The 14,560-nt window shown below is 70.0% G+C and carries 18 protein-coding genes; 8 read left to right on the top strand and 10 right to left on the bottom strand.

Features of this window, described 5'->3' with window-relative positions; all coding sequences use genetic code 11:
* Positions 1-21: 21 nt before the first annotated feature.
* The 3 genes from RM609_RS17020 to thpR all read left to right on the top strand — a co-directional run bounded on the left by RM609_RS17020 (position 22) and on the right by thpR (position 2,593).
* Complete coding sequence (locus RM609_RS17020; RefSeq protein WP_311611761.1) at positions 22-486, top strand: MarR family winged helix-turn-helix transcriptional regulator; 465 nt, start codon at positions 22-24, stop codon at positions 484-486.
* Positions 487-513: 27 nt separating this feature from the next.
* Positions 514-1,911, top strand: coding sequence for an MFS transporter (locus RM609_RS17015; protein ID WP_311611759.1), 1,398 nt, complete (start codon positions 514-516; stop codon positions 1,909-1,911).
* A gap of 115 nt (positions 1,912-2,026) precedes the next feature.
* Positions 2,027-2,593: an RNA 2',3'-cyclic phosphodiesterase gene (gene thpR, locus RM609_RS17010; RefSeq protein ID WP_311611757.1), complete on the top strand. Its 567-nt coding sequence runs from the start codon at positions 2,027-2,029 to the stop codon at positions 2,591-2,593.
* 170 nt (positions 2,594-2,763) lie between these two features.
* Here the strand turns inward: thpR and RM609_RS17005 are convergent, their stop codons facing one another.
* Positions 2,764-3,354 (bottom strand): hypothetical protein, encoded by a 591-nt coding sequence (locus tag RM609_RS17005; RefSeq protein ID WP_311611755.1) that lies wholly within the window; start codon positions 3,352-3,354, stop codon positions 2,764-2,766.
* 133 nt (positions 3,355-3,487) lie between these two features.
* Between RM609_RS17005 and RM609_RS17000 the strand changes: the two genes are divergently transcribed.
* The gene (locus RM609_RS17000; protein WP_311611829.1) at positions 3,488-4,609 is read left to right on the top strand and encodes a permease; all 1,122 of its coding nucleotides are present in this window, start codon (positions 3,488-3,490) and stop codon (positions 4,607-4,609) included.
* Positions 4,610-4,633: 24 nt separating this feature from the next.
* Here the strand turns inward: RM609_RS17000 and RM609_RS16995 are convergent, their stop codons facing one another.
* On the bottom strand, positions 4,634-5,629 hold the full coding sequence (locus tag RM609_RS16995) for an aldo/keto reductase (protein WP_311611754.1): 996 nt from the start codon (positions 5,627-5,629) through the stop codon (positions 4,634-4,636).
* 70 nt (positions 5,630-5,699) lie between these two features.
* Positions 5,700-7,751: a dynamin family protein gene (locus tag RM609_RS16990; RefSeq protein ID WP_311611752.1), complete on the bottom strand. Its 2,052-nt coding sequence runs from the start codon at positions 7,749-7,751 to the stop codon at positions 5,700-5,702.
* 128 nt (positions 7,752-7,879) lie between these two features.
* Here RM609_RS16990 and RM609_RS16985 point away from each other — a divergent pair, with 128 nt between their 5' ends.
* Entirely contained in the window at positions 7,880-8,422 is a 543-nt protein-coding gene (locus RM609_RS16985) for a GNAT family N-acetyltransferase (protein ID WP_311611750.1), read from the top strand.
* Here RM609_RS16985 and RM609_RS16980 read toward each other — a convergent pair.
* The 4 genes from RM609_RS16980 to RM609_RS16965 all read right to left on the bottom strand — a co-directional run bounded on the left by RM609_RS16980 (position 8,410) and on the right by RM609_RS16965 (position 10,539).
* The gene (locus RM609_RS16980; protein WP_311611749.1) at positions 8,410-8,898 is read right to left on the bottom strand and encodes a phospholipase A2; all 489 of its coding nucleotides are present in this window, start codon (positions 8,896-8,898) and stop codon (positions 8,410-8,412) included. The genes RM609_RS16985 and RM609_RS16980 overlap by 13 nt on opposite strands.
* A gap of 94 nt (positions 8,899-8,992) precedes the next feature.
* Positions 8,993-9,802 (bottom strand): phosphotransferase, encoded by an 810-nt coding sequence (locus RM609_RS16975; RefSeq protein WP_311611747.1) that lies wholly within the window; start codon positions 9,800-9,802, stop codon positions 8,993-8,995.
* A gap of 132 nt (positions 9,803-9,934) precedes the next feature.
* Positions 9,935-10,180, bottom strand: a complete 246-nt coding sequence (locus tag RM609_RS16970; protein WP_311611746.1) for a hypothetical protein — start codon at positions 10,178-10,180, stop codon at positions 9,935-9,937.
* On the bottom strand, positions 10,177-10,539 hold the full coding sequence (locus tag RM609_RS16965; RefSeq protein ID WP_311611745.1) for a hypothetical protein: 363 nt from the start codon (positions 10,537-10,539) through the stop codon (positions 10,177-10,179). Before RM609_RS16965 ends, RM609_RS16970 begins: the two co-directional genes overlap by 4 nt.
* Before the next feature lie 173 nt (positions 10,540-10,712).
* Between RM609_RS16965 and RM609_RS16960 the strand changes: the two genes are divergently transcribed.
* A complete protein-coding gene (locus tag RM609_RS16960; protein WP_311611828.1) occupies positions 10,713-10,937 on the top strand; it encodes a GntR family transcriptional regulator in 225 nt (74 codons plus the stop codon).
* 6 nt (positions 10,938-10,943) lie between these two features.
* On the opposite strand, the gene RM609_RS16955 is transcribed toward RM609_RS16960, so the two are convergent.
* From RM609_RS16955 to RM609_RS16945, 3 genes are read right to left on the bottom strand one after another with little or no spacing between them, the layout of a single operon-like run.
* Positions 10,944-11,453 carry a DUF6879 family protein gene (locus RM609_RS16955; RefSeq protein WP_369016244.1) on the bottom strand — a complete coding sequence of 170 codons (510 nt, stop codon included), beginning with the start codon at positions 11,451-11,453 and terminating at the stop codon, positions 10,944-10,946.
* Positions 11,454-11,485: 32 nt separating this feature from the next.
* Positions 11,486-12,328, bottom strand: a complete 843-nt coding sequence (locus RM609_RS16950) for a helix-turn-helix domain-containing protein (RefSeq protein WP_311611741.1) — start codon at positions 12,326-12,328, stop codon at positions 11,486-11,488.
* Positions 12,325-13,077 (bottom strand): DUF6879 family protein, encoded by a 753-nt coding sequence (locus tag RM609_RS16945; protein WP_311611740.1) that lies wholly within the window; start codon positions 13,075-13,077, stop codon positions 12,325-12,327. Before RM609_RS16945 ends, RM609_RS16950 begins: the two co-directional genes overlap by 4 nt.
* A 35-nt stretch (positions 13,078-13,112) precedes the next feature.
* Between RM609_RS16945 and RM609_RS16940 the strand changes: the two genes are divergently transcribed.
* Together RM609_RS16940 and RM609_RS16935 are read left to right on the top strand one after the other, a co-directional pair.
* Positions 13,113-13,388: a hypothetical protein gene (locus RM609_RS16940; protein WP_311611739.1), complete on the top strand. Its 276-nt coding sequence runs from the start codon at positions 13,113-13,115 to the stop codon at positions 13,386-13,388.
* Positions 13,385-14,521 carry a methyltransferase domain-containing protein gene (locus RM609_RS16935; RefSeq protein WP_311611738.1) on the top strand — a complete coding sequence of 379 codons (1,137 nt, stop codon included), beginning with the start codon at positions 13,385-13,387 and terminating at the stop codon, positions 14,519-14,521. Before RM609_RS16940 ends, RM609_RS16935 begins: the two co-directional genes overlap by 4 nt.
* Positions 14,522-14,560: the final 39 nt, after the last annotated feature.

Here is a 14,560-nt window from a genome sequence, read left to right as displayed (position 1 = left end):
TAATGAGTTAATCTAATAAACATGCCGGACCTGTCCAGCGCACAGCACCACACCCCGCGCGAAACCCCAGACGACGAAGCCGCCGTGAACGCCCTGCGCTCCGCGGTGATGCGGCTGGGCCGCAGGCTCAAGCACCAGCGGGTCGACGAGTCGCTCAGCCCTGCCGAGATGTCGGTGCTGGGCACGCTCGCCCGCTGTGGCTCCGCCACGCCCGGGGAGCTCGCCCGCAAGGAACACGTACAGCCGCCGTCGATGACACGCATCGTGGCGCTGCTGGAGAGCAAGGGCCTGGTCCGGCTGGAGCCGCACCCCGAGGACCGCCGCCAGAAGGTGGTCCGCCAGACCGAGCAGGCCGAGGCCATGCTCGAGGAGAGCCGACGGAAGCGGAACGCCTGGCTGGCCGAACTGGCCGGGCAACTGAACGAGGACGAGTGGGAGACGCTGCGCGCCGCCGCGCCCGTCCTGGAGAAACTCGCGCATCTGTAAGCGCACGGTGAAGGAGGCGAACCCACTTTGAGTACGGGACCCGGAGCAGACTCCGCACCCGCACCGAACCGCCACCACGACGCACGCACCACCTCTCTGCCGCACCCGGGCCGTGGCCCGGAGACCGGTTCCAAGGGGGGCACCTTCAGTTCACTGCGGGTCCGTAACTACCGGCTCTTCGCCGCCGGCCAGGTGGTCTCCAACACCGGTACCTGGATGCAGCGAATAGCCCAGGACTGGCTGGTCCTCGGCATCACCGGCTCCTCAGCCGCCGTCGGCATCACCACGGCATTGCAGTTCCTGCCCATGCTGCTGCTCGGCCTCTACGGAGGCGTCATCGCCGACCGCTACCCCAAGCGGCAGCTGCTGCTGGCCACCCAGGCCGCGATGGCCGTCACCGGCCTCGCGCTCGCCGTCCTCACCCTCACCGGGCACGTCCAGGTCTGGCACGTCTACCTCACCGCGCTCGCGCTCGGCCTCGTCACGGTCGTCGACAACCCCGCCCGCCAGGCGTTCGTCGTCGAGATGGTCGGCCCCGCCGACCTGCGCAACGCCGTCAGCCTCAACTCGGCGAACTTCCAGTCCGCCCGGCTCGTCGGTCCCGCCGTCGCCGGTGTGCTGATCAGCGCCGTGGGCTCCGGCTGGGCGTTCCTCCTCAACGGGCTGTCCTTCGCCGCGCCCATCGCCGCGCTGCTGCTGATGCGCGCCTCCGAGCTCCACAAGGCCGACCGCGCCCCGCGCGGCAAGGGCCAGCTCAAGGAGGGGCTGCGGCATGTCGCCGAACGCCCGGAGCTCATCTGGCCGATCGTCCTGGTCGGCTTCATCGGCACCTTCGGCTTCAACTTCCCCATCTGGCTCACGGCGTTCGTCAACGACGTCTTCCACGCCGACGCCAGTACGTACGGGCTGCTCAACACGCTGATGGCGGCGGGCTCCCTGGTGGGCGCCCTGCTCGCCGCGCGCCGAGGCACCTCGCGGATGCGCATGCTGGTCGGCGCGGCCCTGGCCTTCGGCCTGCTGGAGATCACCGCCGCGCTGGCGCCCTCCTTCTGGGTCTTCGCCCTGTTGCTCGTACCGATCGGCATGTGCGGCCTGACCATCAACGTCACCGCCAACTCCGGTATCCAGCTGGCCTCCGACCCCGCGATGCGGGGCCGGGTGATGAGCCTGTTCATGATGGTCTTCATGGGCGGTACGCCCCTGGGCGCGCCGCTCGTCGGCTGGGTCACGGACGTCTACGGGCCCCGGGTGGGCTTCCTGGCCGGTGGCGTCGTCTCGACGCTGGCGGCGGCGGCGATCGGACTGGTGCTCGTGCGTGCGGGTGGCCTGCGGGTACGGGTCGGCTTCCGTCGGGGGCACCCGGTGGTGGCGTTCGTGCCGCGACAGCCGGTGGCTGAGCCGGCGCGGGTGCCGGCGGCTGTCTGACGGCCGGACCGCGCCGACGCGCGTCGTCCTCAAGCGCCGGACGGGCTGCTGTGCGCTTGAGGACACGTCCGGGGCGGAGCCCCGTGAAGAGCCGGGGCTGCGGGACACTGGCCGTATGCGCCTGTTCGTCGCGGTGAACCCCCCGGAGCCGGCCCTCGCCGAACTCGCCTCGGCCGTCCACGACTTGCGTGCCCTGCCGGGCGGGGAGCGGTTGCGGTGGGCCGAGCGGTCCGGCTGGCACTTCACGCTCGCCTTCCTCGGCGAGGTCGACGAGGCGCTGCTCCCGGAGCTCACCGAGCGGCTGGGGCGCGCAGCGCACCGGCATCCGGCGCACGCGCTGCGGCTGGCGGGCGGGGGCCGGTTCGGGGACCGGGTGCTGTGGGTGGGGGCCGAGGGCGAGGTGGAGGCCCTGCGCGGGCTCGCCCGTTCCGTGATGGCCGGGGCCCGCCGGGCGGGCGTCGTCGTGGACGGGAGCCACTCCTTCCACCCCCACCTCACCCTCGCCCGCTCCGGCGGCGGCCGGGTGAACCTCCGCCCCTACGTCGCGGCGCTGGTGGACTTCCGGGGCCGGGAGTGGCGGGCCGAGCGCCTGGAGCTCGTCCGCAGCCGGCTCCCCGGCGGGGGCGTCCCGGGCGAGCGGCCCCGCTACGAGACGGTCGCGGTGTGGGAGCTCGGCAGCTAGCCGCGGGGCCGCCGGCCGCGCGGTCCCGGAAGCCGGGTCCCTGAGTGACCGCGCCGGATGGCGGTTACGCTCGTGGGGTGGACCCGAAGACCAGGAACCGGATCATGACCGGTGCTCTCGCCGTACTGCTCGTCGTCGTCGCCGTAGTGTCGGCGGTGAAGTAGCCGCCCTCACTTCCAGGTGGCGAGCGTCTTGCTCCCCTGCTCCCAGGTGACGCTGGTCGGCGCCTCGGCACCCGCGTCCGCCACATAGACGGCGCAGCCCGTCACGCTCTGTCCCGGCGCGGCCTTCTCGTAGGCGGACGTGTTCAAGGACTCGCACTTCTCGAAGCCCCGGTACTTCAGCGGATTATTCGGATCGTCGGTGGTGTCCAGGGCGCCGAGGATCGTCAGCTTGGTCAGCCGCTTCTTGTTCCCGTCGGTCACCGAGAAGTACGTGGAGGCGCCGCCCGACTGCCCGGCCTCCGTCTTGGTGAGCTTGTAGCGGAGGTAGTAGGGCGTCCTGCCGGCGTACTTCGACGCGTCCTTGAGGACGCTCAGGTCGGTGCTGCCGCCCTGCTCCAGGCGTTCGACGGTCACGTCGACCTTGGCGTCCTTGTAGCCGGTGACGCTCGCCGTCTCCCCGAACCGGACCTCCTTCCCCTCGTCGGAGGAGGAGCCCGAACAACCCGCCAGCACGACCGTCGCGATCGCCGTGATCGCCGAGACCGAGGCCGTACCGAGGGCCCGGTGCCGTCGCGGAGCCGCTATACCGTTCACCATGGGGCTCACGATAGCCAGCCGGGGGACGTGTTCCGGGGGGATCGCTTCAGTTGAACGGGCCTGAACGGGCCCTCGAACGGCCCCGCGTTTTCCGCGCCGGATACCGGTTCCGCTCGGCCATGCTGAGGGCGTGATCCACGCCGTCCTGCGCGCCCTGGCCGTCACCGGGTCCATGACCTGGGAGATCACCTGGGCGCTGATCCTGGGGTTCGCGCTCTCCGCCGTCGTCCAGGCCGTGGTCCACAAGGAAGCGGTCGTCTCCCTGCTGGGCGACGACCGGCCCCGTACGCTCGCCGTCGCCGCCGGCCTGGGGGTGGCCTCGTCCTCCTGCTCGTACGCCGCCGTGGCGCTGGCGCGCTCGCTGTTCGTGAAAGGCGCGGACTTCACGGCCGCGATGGCCTTCGAGATCGCCTCCACCAATCTGGTCGTGGAGCTGGGGGTGATCCTGGCCCTGCTCATGGGGTGGCAGTTCACGGCGGCGGAGTTCCTGGGCGGGCCCGTGATGATCGCGGTGCTGGCGGTGCTCTTCCGGCTGCTGCTGAAAGAGCCGCTGCTGCGCCGGGCGAGGGAGCAGGCCGAGCGGGGTGTGGCGGGCGCGATGGAGGGGCACGCGGCGATGGACATGTCCGTGGGCGGCGAGGGCTCGTTCGTCCGGCGGCTGCTGTCGCGCGAGGGGTTCACCGCGACGTCCCACGTCTTCGTCATGGAGTGGGCGGCGATCCTGCGCGATCTCGTACTGGGCCTGTTCATCGCGGGGGCGATCGCCGCGTGGGTGCCGGACTCCTTCTGGCGCGCGTTCTTCTTCGAGGGCCATCCGCTGGCCGTGAAGCTGTGGGGACCGCTGGTGGGGCCGCTGGTGGCGATGGTGTCGTTCGTCTGTTCGATCGGGAACGTGCCGCTGGCGGTGGTGCTGTGGAAGGGCGGCATCAGCTTCGGGGGCGTGGTGTCGTTCGTCTTCGCCGACCTGCTGATCCTGCCGATCCTCGCCATCTACCGGAAGTACTACGGCGGCCGGGTCACGCTGTTCCTCCTCGGCACCTTCTACGTCGCGATGGTGATCGCGGGATACGTGGTCGAGTCCGTCTTCGGCGGACTGGGACTGATCCCGGACCAGGCGGCGGCGAAGGTGCCGATGGAGGGGGTCAGCTGGAACTACACGACGTACCTGAACATCGTCTTCCTGACGCTGGCGGCGGTGCTGGTGGTCCGCTTCCTCAAGACGGGCGGGAAGGCGATGCTCAGGATGATGGGCTGAGCCCTCAGGAACGGAACCTCGCGCTCACCAAGCGAAAGCCTCCGGCGAAGGCCCGGGCCCGGGGAAGATCTCGTCCAGCGAAGTGAGCAGCTCCTCCGGAAGCTTCAGCTCCACCGCCCGCAGCGCGGACTCCAGCTGCTCCGCCGTACGCGGCCCCACGATCGGCCCGGTGACCCCGGGGCGGGTCAGCAGCCACGCCAGCGCCACCTCGCCGGGTGCCAGGCCGTGCTTGTCGACCACGTCCTCGTACGCCTGGATCTGGTTGCGGATGCTGCTGTTCGCGAGCGCGTCCGCCGAACGGCCCGACGCGGAACGGGCGCCGCCGCCCTCCCGTTCCTTGCGGAGGACGCCGCCGAGCAGCCCGCCGTGCAGCGGCGACCAGGGGATCACCCCGAGCCCGTACGCCCGCGCCGCCGGGACGACCTCCATCTCGGCGCGGCGCTCGGCGAGGTTGTAGAGGCACTGCTCGCTGACCAGGCCCAGCGAGCCACGGCGGCGGGCGGTCTCGTTGGCCTGGGCGATGTGCCAGCCGGCGTGGTTGGACGAGCCCACGTAGAGGATCTTGCCCTGCTGGACGAGGACGTCCATGGCCTGCCAGATCTCGTCCCAGGGCGTGCGCCGGTCGACGTGGTGGAACTGGTAGAGGTCGATGTGGTCCGTCCGCAGCCGCCGGAGGCTGGCGTCGACGGCGCGGCGGATGTTGAGCGCGGAGAGCCGGTCCTCGTTGGGCCACGGCTCCCCGTCGGCGTTCATCCCGCCGAACACCTTGGTGGCGATGACGACCTTGTCGCGCCGCCCGTTGCCCCGGGCGAACCAGCTGCCGATGATCTCCTCGGTGCGGCCCTTGTTCTCGCCCCAGCCGTAGACATTGGCAGTGTCGAAGAAGTTGACGCCGGCGTCGAGCGCCGCGTCCATGATCGAGTGGCTGTCGGCCTCGTCGGTGTGGGGCCCGAAGTTCATCGTCCCCAGCACGATCCGGCCGACCCTCAGTCCCGTACGTCCGAGCTGCGTGTACTCCATGGCGCCTAAGCCAACGCCCTGGGGGTGGGTGCGGGCAAGAGTGTCACTCGATCGGCGGGCCGGATACGTGTCAGGGCTTCTCCAGCTTCCGCAGGGCCCCCACAAGGGCCCGGCCCTCCTCGTCGACGGGTTCGAGCTGATCGATCAGGCCTTGCCGGACCTGGTTCTCGGGGTTGGCGATGCGCTGCCGTACGAAGTCGCGCGTGCTCTCCAACTGCTCCCGGTACTGCGCCAGGTTGTCGCTCAGGTGATCGATGACATCCGTGCCCTGGACGGCCGCGGACAGCGCGAACTGCTCCTTGACCGCCTGGACCTCGGTGTCGATGGCGCCGATCCACTCCTCCTGGAGGACCTGGAGCGAATTGAGCTTCCTCTTGCGGTACTCGATCCCCATGAAGACCATCCCGGCCACACCCGCGACGACTCCGGCGGGAGGGAAGACGGTGCCGGCCGCCGCCAGACCGTAGAAGTAGGTCCCGCCCGCGGCGATGGGCGCCACGAGGCCGACCAGCGCCGCCGCGCGCTGGACGGTGTCCTGCGCGGTGGCGGCGCGTTGTGCCCGCCGGGGCAGGGACAGGTCGTTCACGTCGAAGACGGAGTCGGGAAGCCGCCCCGTGAGGTCCTTGTCGCCGAAGGCGTGCTCGACGGCCTGCGCCACGTCCTGCTTGAACGCCCCGAACTGCTCCGTCCACAGCGTCGCCGGGCCGGCCGGGGCCTCCATCCACGTCCGGAGCGCCTGGGCCTTCGACATCTCGACCTGGTGTGCCTTGGCCCCCTTGCTCACGTCGGTCCGCCGGATGGTGGAGTCCAGCGCGCCGTGGAGGTGGGAGGCCAGGCGGCCGAACGGGCGGACGGCGCGCCCCACCCGGGCCTGGAGCTTCCGTTCGAGCTGATCGCGCAGCTCCGGCAGCACCCGGTCCAGCAGCTCCAGCCGCCGCTGATGACCGTCCAGGAGCTCCTTCAGCCCGTCGATCTCCAGCCGCTCGGCCCGCAGCCGGTCCTCGATCACCCGCAGCCGGGGCACGAGCAGGACCCGTGCCTCGGCCGCCACGGCGGCGATGTGCCGGGTACCGGTCCCCGTTCTGATCAGGTCCTCGATCGCCTGGCGCAGGGTGTCCATCCGGCTCTCCGCGCGATACCGCCGCGCGGGCGACTCGGCCTCCTCGGCCTCCAGCTTCGCCGCGCGCGCCTCCAGGGCCGGGGAGACGGGGATGAACCCCTCGCCGATGAAGCCCAGGTCCGGCTGGCCGTCGGGGAGGGTGAAGTTCTCCTTGAGGTAGCTGTTGTTGCGGGCGATGGTGGCCTTCCACTCGACGACGTCGTTCAGGTCGAGGTTCGAGGCGGAGTCGATCGCGGTGACCACCCACACGACCCGTTTGCCGGAGAGCAGATAGTGCTCGTAGAGGAAGCGGATGAGGTCCAGGTCGCGTTCGGAGAGCGTCCGGCTGGCGTGCGAGACGTACATGAAGCAGTCCGCGTCGGCCATCGCGGCCCGCACGATCAGATCGTGGACGGGGTTCGGCGAGCCATAGCCGGGCAGGTCGTAGAACTTCGCCGGCAGCCTGGCGTCCGCCAGGAGCACCTCGACCTCGGCCACCTCCCGGCCCCGGTGCTCCCTGAGCCGGTTGGTGACGTCCGCGTCCTGCATGGCGTACGCCGCGACCACGGAAGGCGCCGGGGAGTTCCCGACGTCCTGCCACTCGCCGTCGGCCGAGTCCGTGAAGCGCACCCGCAGATAGCCGGTCCCGGACGCGTCGACCGCGGACTGACGCCCGTCGACCGGTACGACGGTCGCGGGACAGGCGGTGGTCGGCACGGGCGAGGACGGCAGCAGCCCCACGAACTTGTCCGCCGTCAGCCCGTCGGGCGTCTGCACCTCGACCAGCTCCAGCCCGCCCTGCAAACCGCTCAGCAGGAAGCTCTTGCCGGACGAGAAGGCCCCGAGGAGCGCCACGTTGATCAGGGTCGAGGCGGCGCGCGTCCGCAACCTTCTGACGGTCGCGGCCTCCGCTCGTAACTCCTCCGGCCACTCCGCCGGAACCTCGGGGAGGCGGGCCGCGTCGCGCAGCCAGGCCTCGGACCGGTCGAGAACGTCGCGCAGTTCACCGCGCGTTTCATCCACATCCCTCGGCACTGTCACGCCACCGGTATAGCTCTGGCCGAAAGGTGACGTGGGCGGAATCGGCAACGTCGGGCCCGTACCGTTACCTTGCTCGGTTTTGTTGTGGACGGGTGTGCGACGATCCCCGGGTGAGTGATCTACGCGTCCGCCGGGCCGCCACCGAGGCCGATCTGGCCGAACTCGTCCGCCTTCGCGATGACGCGGCGCGCTGGATGCTGACCCGTGGCATCACCGGGCAGTGGCGTCCGGGGGAGCTGGACGAGGACCACTTCCGCCGGGTCATCGCGGAGGGCGAGGTGTGGCTCGCGGAGTCGGGTGACGGGCGCACTGCCGGCGCCTGGGAGCTGTGGTGGGAGGACGAGGCCGCCTGGGGGCCGCAGCCGCCCGTGGCCGGATACGTGCACCGGCTCATGGTCGACCGGGGCGCGGTGGTCCCCGGGGCGGGGCGGCGGCTGCTGAGGGCGGCGGAGCGTCGGGTGGCCGAGGCGGGACGGACGTGTGTGCGGCTGGACTGCCTGGAGGGGAACGAGCGGCTGAACGCGTACTACAGGGAGGCGGGTTACCGGGTCGTGGGCCGCAAGGAGGGCAAGCCGCAGCCGGGCGGGGCGCCGAAGTCGTTCACGCTGTGGGAGAAGGAACTGCGGCCGGAGGACGCCGTCTACTCGCTGTAGAACGCCGGGCCGCCGTACTCCCGGACGGCCTGGTGCATCATCCGCGCTGTGCCGGGGCAGTTCGCGAGAGCGTCCGGCCGGTCGTGGCAGATCCGGAGCATCTCCTCAAGGAAGCGGTCGTCGATGGTCTTGCGCCGGACTTCGGTGGGGTCCAGGCGCAGGCCCTTTCCGCCGTAGTTGTGGTAGCCGAAGTCGTGGATGACGCAGGCGTCATGGAAGACCGTCGCCCACGAGCGAGGGGTGGGGGGCGAACAGCCGTCGGTGCCCCAGTCGAAGGGCTTTTCGTGCCGGCGTGCGTAGGCGGGGAACTCGCGGTAGTTCCTCGACATGAGGAAGTCGGCCCGCTCGCGCACCTGATTGCTGTCGCTCGCTGCTGCGGGTGCGGCGCTCGGCAACGCGCCGACCAGGAACGATCCGCAGAGGGCAAGGCCGGCGAGGAACCGCGACGCGGCGCGCCGTCGGATGTGGAATCTCATGCGGCATCGCTACCCCAGGTGAATGGATGGTAGCCCTACGTAACTTTGGTCGCCTTTCGTGCATCCGTGCCAGGCTGTTCACGTGCCAGGTTGTTCAGGGGAGCAGACCGAGCAGCGCGGCGAACCGGTCATTGCTGGGCCGGGCGTCGACGGGCCCGACGCGGGAGGTCCAGGCCCGGCAGTTGGCGGCGACGAAGGCGCGGAGGGCGGGCGCGCCGGCCGTTTTCCAGCACGCCGTGAACCCGGCGTCGGCGGCCCAGGTGAGCGCGGTCTCGGGCGGGCAGTCGGCCTCCATGAGCCGTACGGCGGTGTTGGCGACGTCCACCCAGGCCGGGCCGAGGGCGGGCATCGCCCAGTCGACGAGGTGCGCGCGGTCGGCGGTGACGAGGAGGTTGTGGGGGTGGGTGTCGGTGTGGAGGAGCGTACGGCCGTGGAGGAGCGGCAGTTCGCCGGTCTCCAGGAATCCGGCCCAGCGGCCGGCGAACGACGGCACGCGGAGGTGAGGGGGCGGCGGCGGGAGGTGGTAGGCGGTCCGGAGGGCCTCGGCGACCAGGTCGAGATCGGCGCTCTTGGCCGACAGATCGGCGTGCCGGGCGCCGCCGACGTACTCGAACCCGAGCAGGTCCCAGCCCGCTGTCACGACGCGCCACAGGAGGCGGGGCCCGAGGTCGCGGGTGTAGGGATTGACGGCGGCTTCCCAACGCTGGCCTGTGCGGGCGGCGGTGTTCGTCAGGGGAGTGCCCTTGACGAACGTTGCCGTGCCGTCGGCTGCCGTCAGCGCGGCGGCCATGGCGCAGTTGAGCCCGCCGGGGACCGCCCGGGCCGTCGCGATCGGCCCGGTGCGCTCCTCGACGGCCGCCCGTACGGGGCGGGGCAGGTCATGCCATTCGCTGCGCGACGTCATGGCACCCCTTTGACGTCTCGACGGCTATTGCTGAGTCGCCCCGCACTTGCGACAGCGTGTCGCGCCGCTCCACTGGACCCAGTCGTGCTCGCAGTCGCGGTTCCGGGTGCGGCTCGACACTCTCATGGCGTTCTATGTTCCCTTCGTCTGCGGCGCGGATGCTGGTACGACGATCGGCGACCAGGTCCGCTCCGCGGCCTCGAACTGCTGGCGCTCCGCCGGTTCGGGCGCCCGGAGATTGTCGGCGTAGGCCGGCCAGCTGAACCCATTGGGGTGCTGCATCCGGACCAACCCGTTCGCGGACTCGATCACCACGCCGACGGCGCTGCTGAAAGTGTCCACGGCAACGGTCCCAAGTGCGACGTCCGGCACGCTCACTTGCCCCACCGTCCCCGCGAATTCACCACGGCGAGCTTGGCACTGAGCCGCTCGGTGTCGCTGGCGGGCCGTACGGCCGTGGGTTCCGCTTCCCACTCGCAACCGCCGGCGGGCGGTCGAAGCTGGAGGCGGGGGCCTTCGTGACCCGTGACTTGGCCGACGCGGTCGCGGTGGGTGTCGTAGACGAACGCTCCGGGACAGGTGCAGGGGGGAGGCGGCGGGGACGGGCGGTGGACACCGCTGGTGTGAGGGAGGGAGAGGACGGCCGGGGCGGGCGTGGGGGACACGGGCGCGGGCGCCGTACGAACGGCGCCGCGAGCCCTGTTCCGGCGGAGCAGGCGGGAGATAAGGTCGCGCATGTCATCAGCTCCTTGGTGTTTGGCTGGTGGCCATGCCCCCGGACCGGTGGAGACGGTCGCGGGGGTCCTGCATGGGCTTGCGGTCACCTTACATAGACCCCCCTGTCCATGGCTATACAAGTACAGTAGTGTCTATGTTCGCCTGCATATCGATGAATACAGTCATCCGCGTGATGGAGTTTGATCCGACGCGACCGAAGTGGGCCCAGATCGCGGATGAGATCCGCAGGCGGATCGCCACCGGTGAATACCCGCCGAACCACTTGATCTCCGAGGTCCAGATGGAAGCGGAGTTCGACGTAGCACGGGGAACCGTGCGCAAGGTGACGGCCGCCCTCCGCACCGAGGGCCTGATCGTCACCACGCCCGGCATGGGCTCCTTCGTCGCCAAGCGGTAGCGACGCTCACGCCGTGGGACTCGCCCCGTGCTGAAACTCCGCAGTGGGTAGAGCGTGGTGCCAGGCCAGATCCCGGACCTGGCATCCCCACAGCACAGCCGACGGCTCCTCCGTCACCTCGACCCCCAGCGTCACGCCCCGCTCGTCGAAGTGGAAGCGGACGAGGAGCCGCGAGTCGAACAGCCAGAAGTCGAAGTCGGGCAGGCCGTGTCGCTCGGCGTCGGCGCGGCGGATGTTGCGGATGTCCTCACCCGCCTCGACGTTGCCCAGGCCGCTCGCCAGCAGGAACCGCTGGCCGTCGGTCGGCGGGCCGTCGACGATGCGCACCCGCTCGAACCGCTTGCCGGCCTCTGCCTGGGCCCGAACGTTCGCGTGCCACGGATGGCGGGGGTCGTAGCCGAGGCGCTCGCCGTTCAGCCAGCGTTGCCACTTCGGACTGTCGCGGTCCACCGCATACTCGCGCTGGGTCTCCAGCCTCCACGCCGTGTGCTCGAACTCCCTGAACATGTGCGAGATCTCTTCGAACGGGACGGTCTTCGGTAAGTTGACTACTCCATGCTCAGCGACCGCCGGGCCCGGGAGATAAGGCGGCGGGCGTCGTTTCCGTAGACGGCGGAGTCGGAGAGCGACTGCCAGACCTTGAGGTAGAGCCTGATGCTCTGGGAGTCGTCCAGCCACAGCTCCGCGTGCCAGTCCTCCGCGATTACCAGGCGGTCGTCGTAAATCCAGAACCCGTTCGCCGGCGGGAGCTTCAGCGTGGCGTCGAACGGGATGATGCCCAAGGAAACCGTGTCGAGCCCGACCGAACTGTTCAGCCGGTCGAGTTGGGCAGCCAGAACGGCGGGCGGGCAGATAAGGGTTCGCAATACCGCCTCCCACATGAGGATGTGGAAGGTCCTGCCGGGCGTGTGGAGCATCTCCTGACGTTTCACCCGCGCGCGAACGGCTTGTTCGACGTCCCGGACGGACTGGTGGAGATCCACGTAGCGGGAGAACACGTGCCGGGCGTACTCCGGGGTCTGGAGCATGCCGACGACCATCGATCCCTCCCAGGCGTGGAACACGGCGGATCGCTCGTACTCCGCTGTGAGGGCGTCCTGCACGGGCTTGTGCCCGGCAGCCAGTTGTCTCCTCCAGGACCGGGAACGTAATTCCAAGCTCCGGAGGCGGGATTTCAGCTCCTCCGCCGCCTCTGGCTGCCCGGTGACCTGTGCCCATGCTTGGAGGTCGTCTGCTGTTGCCGTCTGCCGGCCCGTTTCCAGTTTGCTGACCTTGGATTGGGTCCAGCCAAGGCGGTTCGCCAGTTCTCTTCCAGTAAGCCCCCGCTCGGTGCGCAGCTCGCGCAGTCGCGCACCGAGGGCGACCCTGGCCTGCTGGAAGTCCGTGCTCACTCGTCGGACGGTACCTGAGCCTCAAAAGCGGCGTAGGGAATCGCGTAGTGCCAAGCCGCGTCACGGACCTGGCAGGCGCGTGCGACTTCCACGGGGTCGGTGATCAGCTCGACGCCCGTAATGGCGTCGTCGCCATCGAAGTGAAGCCGGGCGATCACGCGGGAGTCGAAGAGCCAGAAGTCGTCTTCCGGTAGATTCAGCCGCTCCGCTTCGTGCCGCCAGAGGTTCCGGATGTCCTCGCCGACGGCACTGTTGCGGCGTGCGTTGTCGAGAAGGTACCGCTGACCGGGGGTCGGCGGGTTGTCAACGATCCGGACGCGTTCGAACCGCTTGCCCTGTGCCTTCTGCTCGCGCCGGGAGACGCACCAGGGGTCGTCCAGGTCCCAGTCCGTGTCCTCGCCGCAGATGAAGCGCTGGTAGGTCTCCGTTCCCTCATCCGATCGGTAACGGCTGCGGGATTCCAGACGCCAGGCGGTGTGCTTGAAGTTGCCGAACATGGCTTCGAAATCATCGAAGTTGATCAGAACGGGTTCCCTCTCCGCATCCCTCGGAGCGAAGTCCGCCAGCAACACGCGAGGGACTGCCACGAACGCTTCTCCCTCCTTGACGTTGCGCAGTTGTGCGACGTCGGCTGGGTCGGTCACCGCGTCTCCTTGGACGATCACCTCTCCCGTATCCGCGTCCTCGTACAACGTCGGGCAGCCGTCGTTGCCGGAGTTGGTGCCGATGAAGCGAAGCCGTCGAGCCATCGTTCTTCCCCTCTCGTTGGACGGACCTGATCAGGGTGGAACCGATCACCTTGGTCTGTCCGGCGCGATTCTCGGTTATTCGCACGTGGGCCGACCTGCTTGGTGGCAACCCCTGTGTCGGCCGCACCCGTGTCGATACGGTTCCAGCCTGTGACCGGCCATCGACCAATGGAGGGCGTGACATGGGTAACCACGGCAAGGACGACAACGGCGACGACGAAGACATGCTCCCCGGCCAGCCATGGCAGCCGACGGACGAACCGACGACCGACGGATCGTCGCCCGAAGGTAACGGGCAGCACCGCAAGTGACCGCCGAGCTGAAGACGACCAGCGGCGAACTCGGCGTCGAATGGAAGCCCGTCTTCGACGCCGTGCCGAGGTCGGCGTTCCTGCCGGACCTCATCTGGCGACACGACCTCGCCACCGGCGACGTGTCAGCGATCGACCGCCGGGCCGACCCGGACGGATGGTGGGCGGCGGCCGGCGCGAATACCCCCCTGGTCACACAGTGGGACGACGGGCGGCACGAAGGACGCGAACGGGGGCGGGTGGCGACGATCTCGTCGTCCATGCCGTCGCTCGTGTCCGCCATGCTCGCCGACCTCGACGTACGCCCGGGACAGCGGGTGCTTGAGATCGGTACCGGGACCGGCTGGAACGCCGGGCTCCTCGCCCACCGGCTGGGCGCCGGGTCTGTGGTCTCCGTGGACGTGGACGAGGGCGCCGTGAAGGCGGCGCGCGGCCGCCTCGCCCGGCTGGGGCTGGTGGCCGAGGTCGTGCACGGAGACGGCTTCGCCGGGTACGGGCCGGGGGCGCCGTACGACCGGATGGTCGTCACGTGCGGCGTGCGGACGTTACCGTTCGCGTGGGTGGAGCAGACGCGGCCGGGCGGCGTCGTCCTCGTCCCCTGGGGCACCCACTTCTCCTCCACCGAGGCCACGGCCCGGCTCGTGGTCGCCGAGGACGGGCTGAGCGCCCAGGGGACGTTCACCCGGCCCGTGACGTTCATGCGCTTGCGCTCCCAACGGCTCGCACACGCCTCGTACGACACGTACGTCACCGAGGAGAGCCGGGAGGCAGCGCGGATCTCAACGACATCCCGCACCCACCGGGAGGTTTTCGCTGGCACGTACGACGTGAACCGCTTCGTGCTCGGCCTGCGCGTCCCCGACTGTACGTACCTCGCCGACCGGCCGCGCGAGGGCAGGCGGCCCGTCTGGCTCTACAGCCTGTCGGACCGGTCCTGGGCGTGCGTCGTCCATCGCGACGAGAGAACGGAGTTGACCGTCCATCAGTCCGGCCCCCGCAGTCTGTGGGACGAGGTCGAGGCAGCGTACGAGTGGTGGACCGAGCGTGGTCGGCCCGGGTTCGGGCGTCTGGGGCTGACGGTCGACGGGGGCGGGCAGCGGGCGTGGCTGGACGAGCCGGAAGGACCGATCTGAGGACCGGGTTCACGATCAAGCCCAGCTCGGGCTCCTACT

It is taken from the genome of Streptomyces hesseae (assembly GCF_031845785.1).
In the GTDB taxonomy this organism is placed as follows: domain Bacteria; phylum Actinomycetota; class Actinomycetes; order Streptomycetales; family Streptomycetaceae; genus Streptomyces; species Streptomyces hesseae.
Note: the sequence above shows the minus strand (reverse complement) of the source record. Positions and strands in the feature narration are given on the sequence as shown.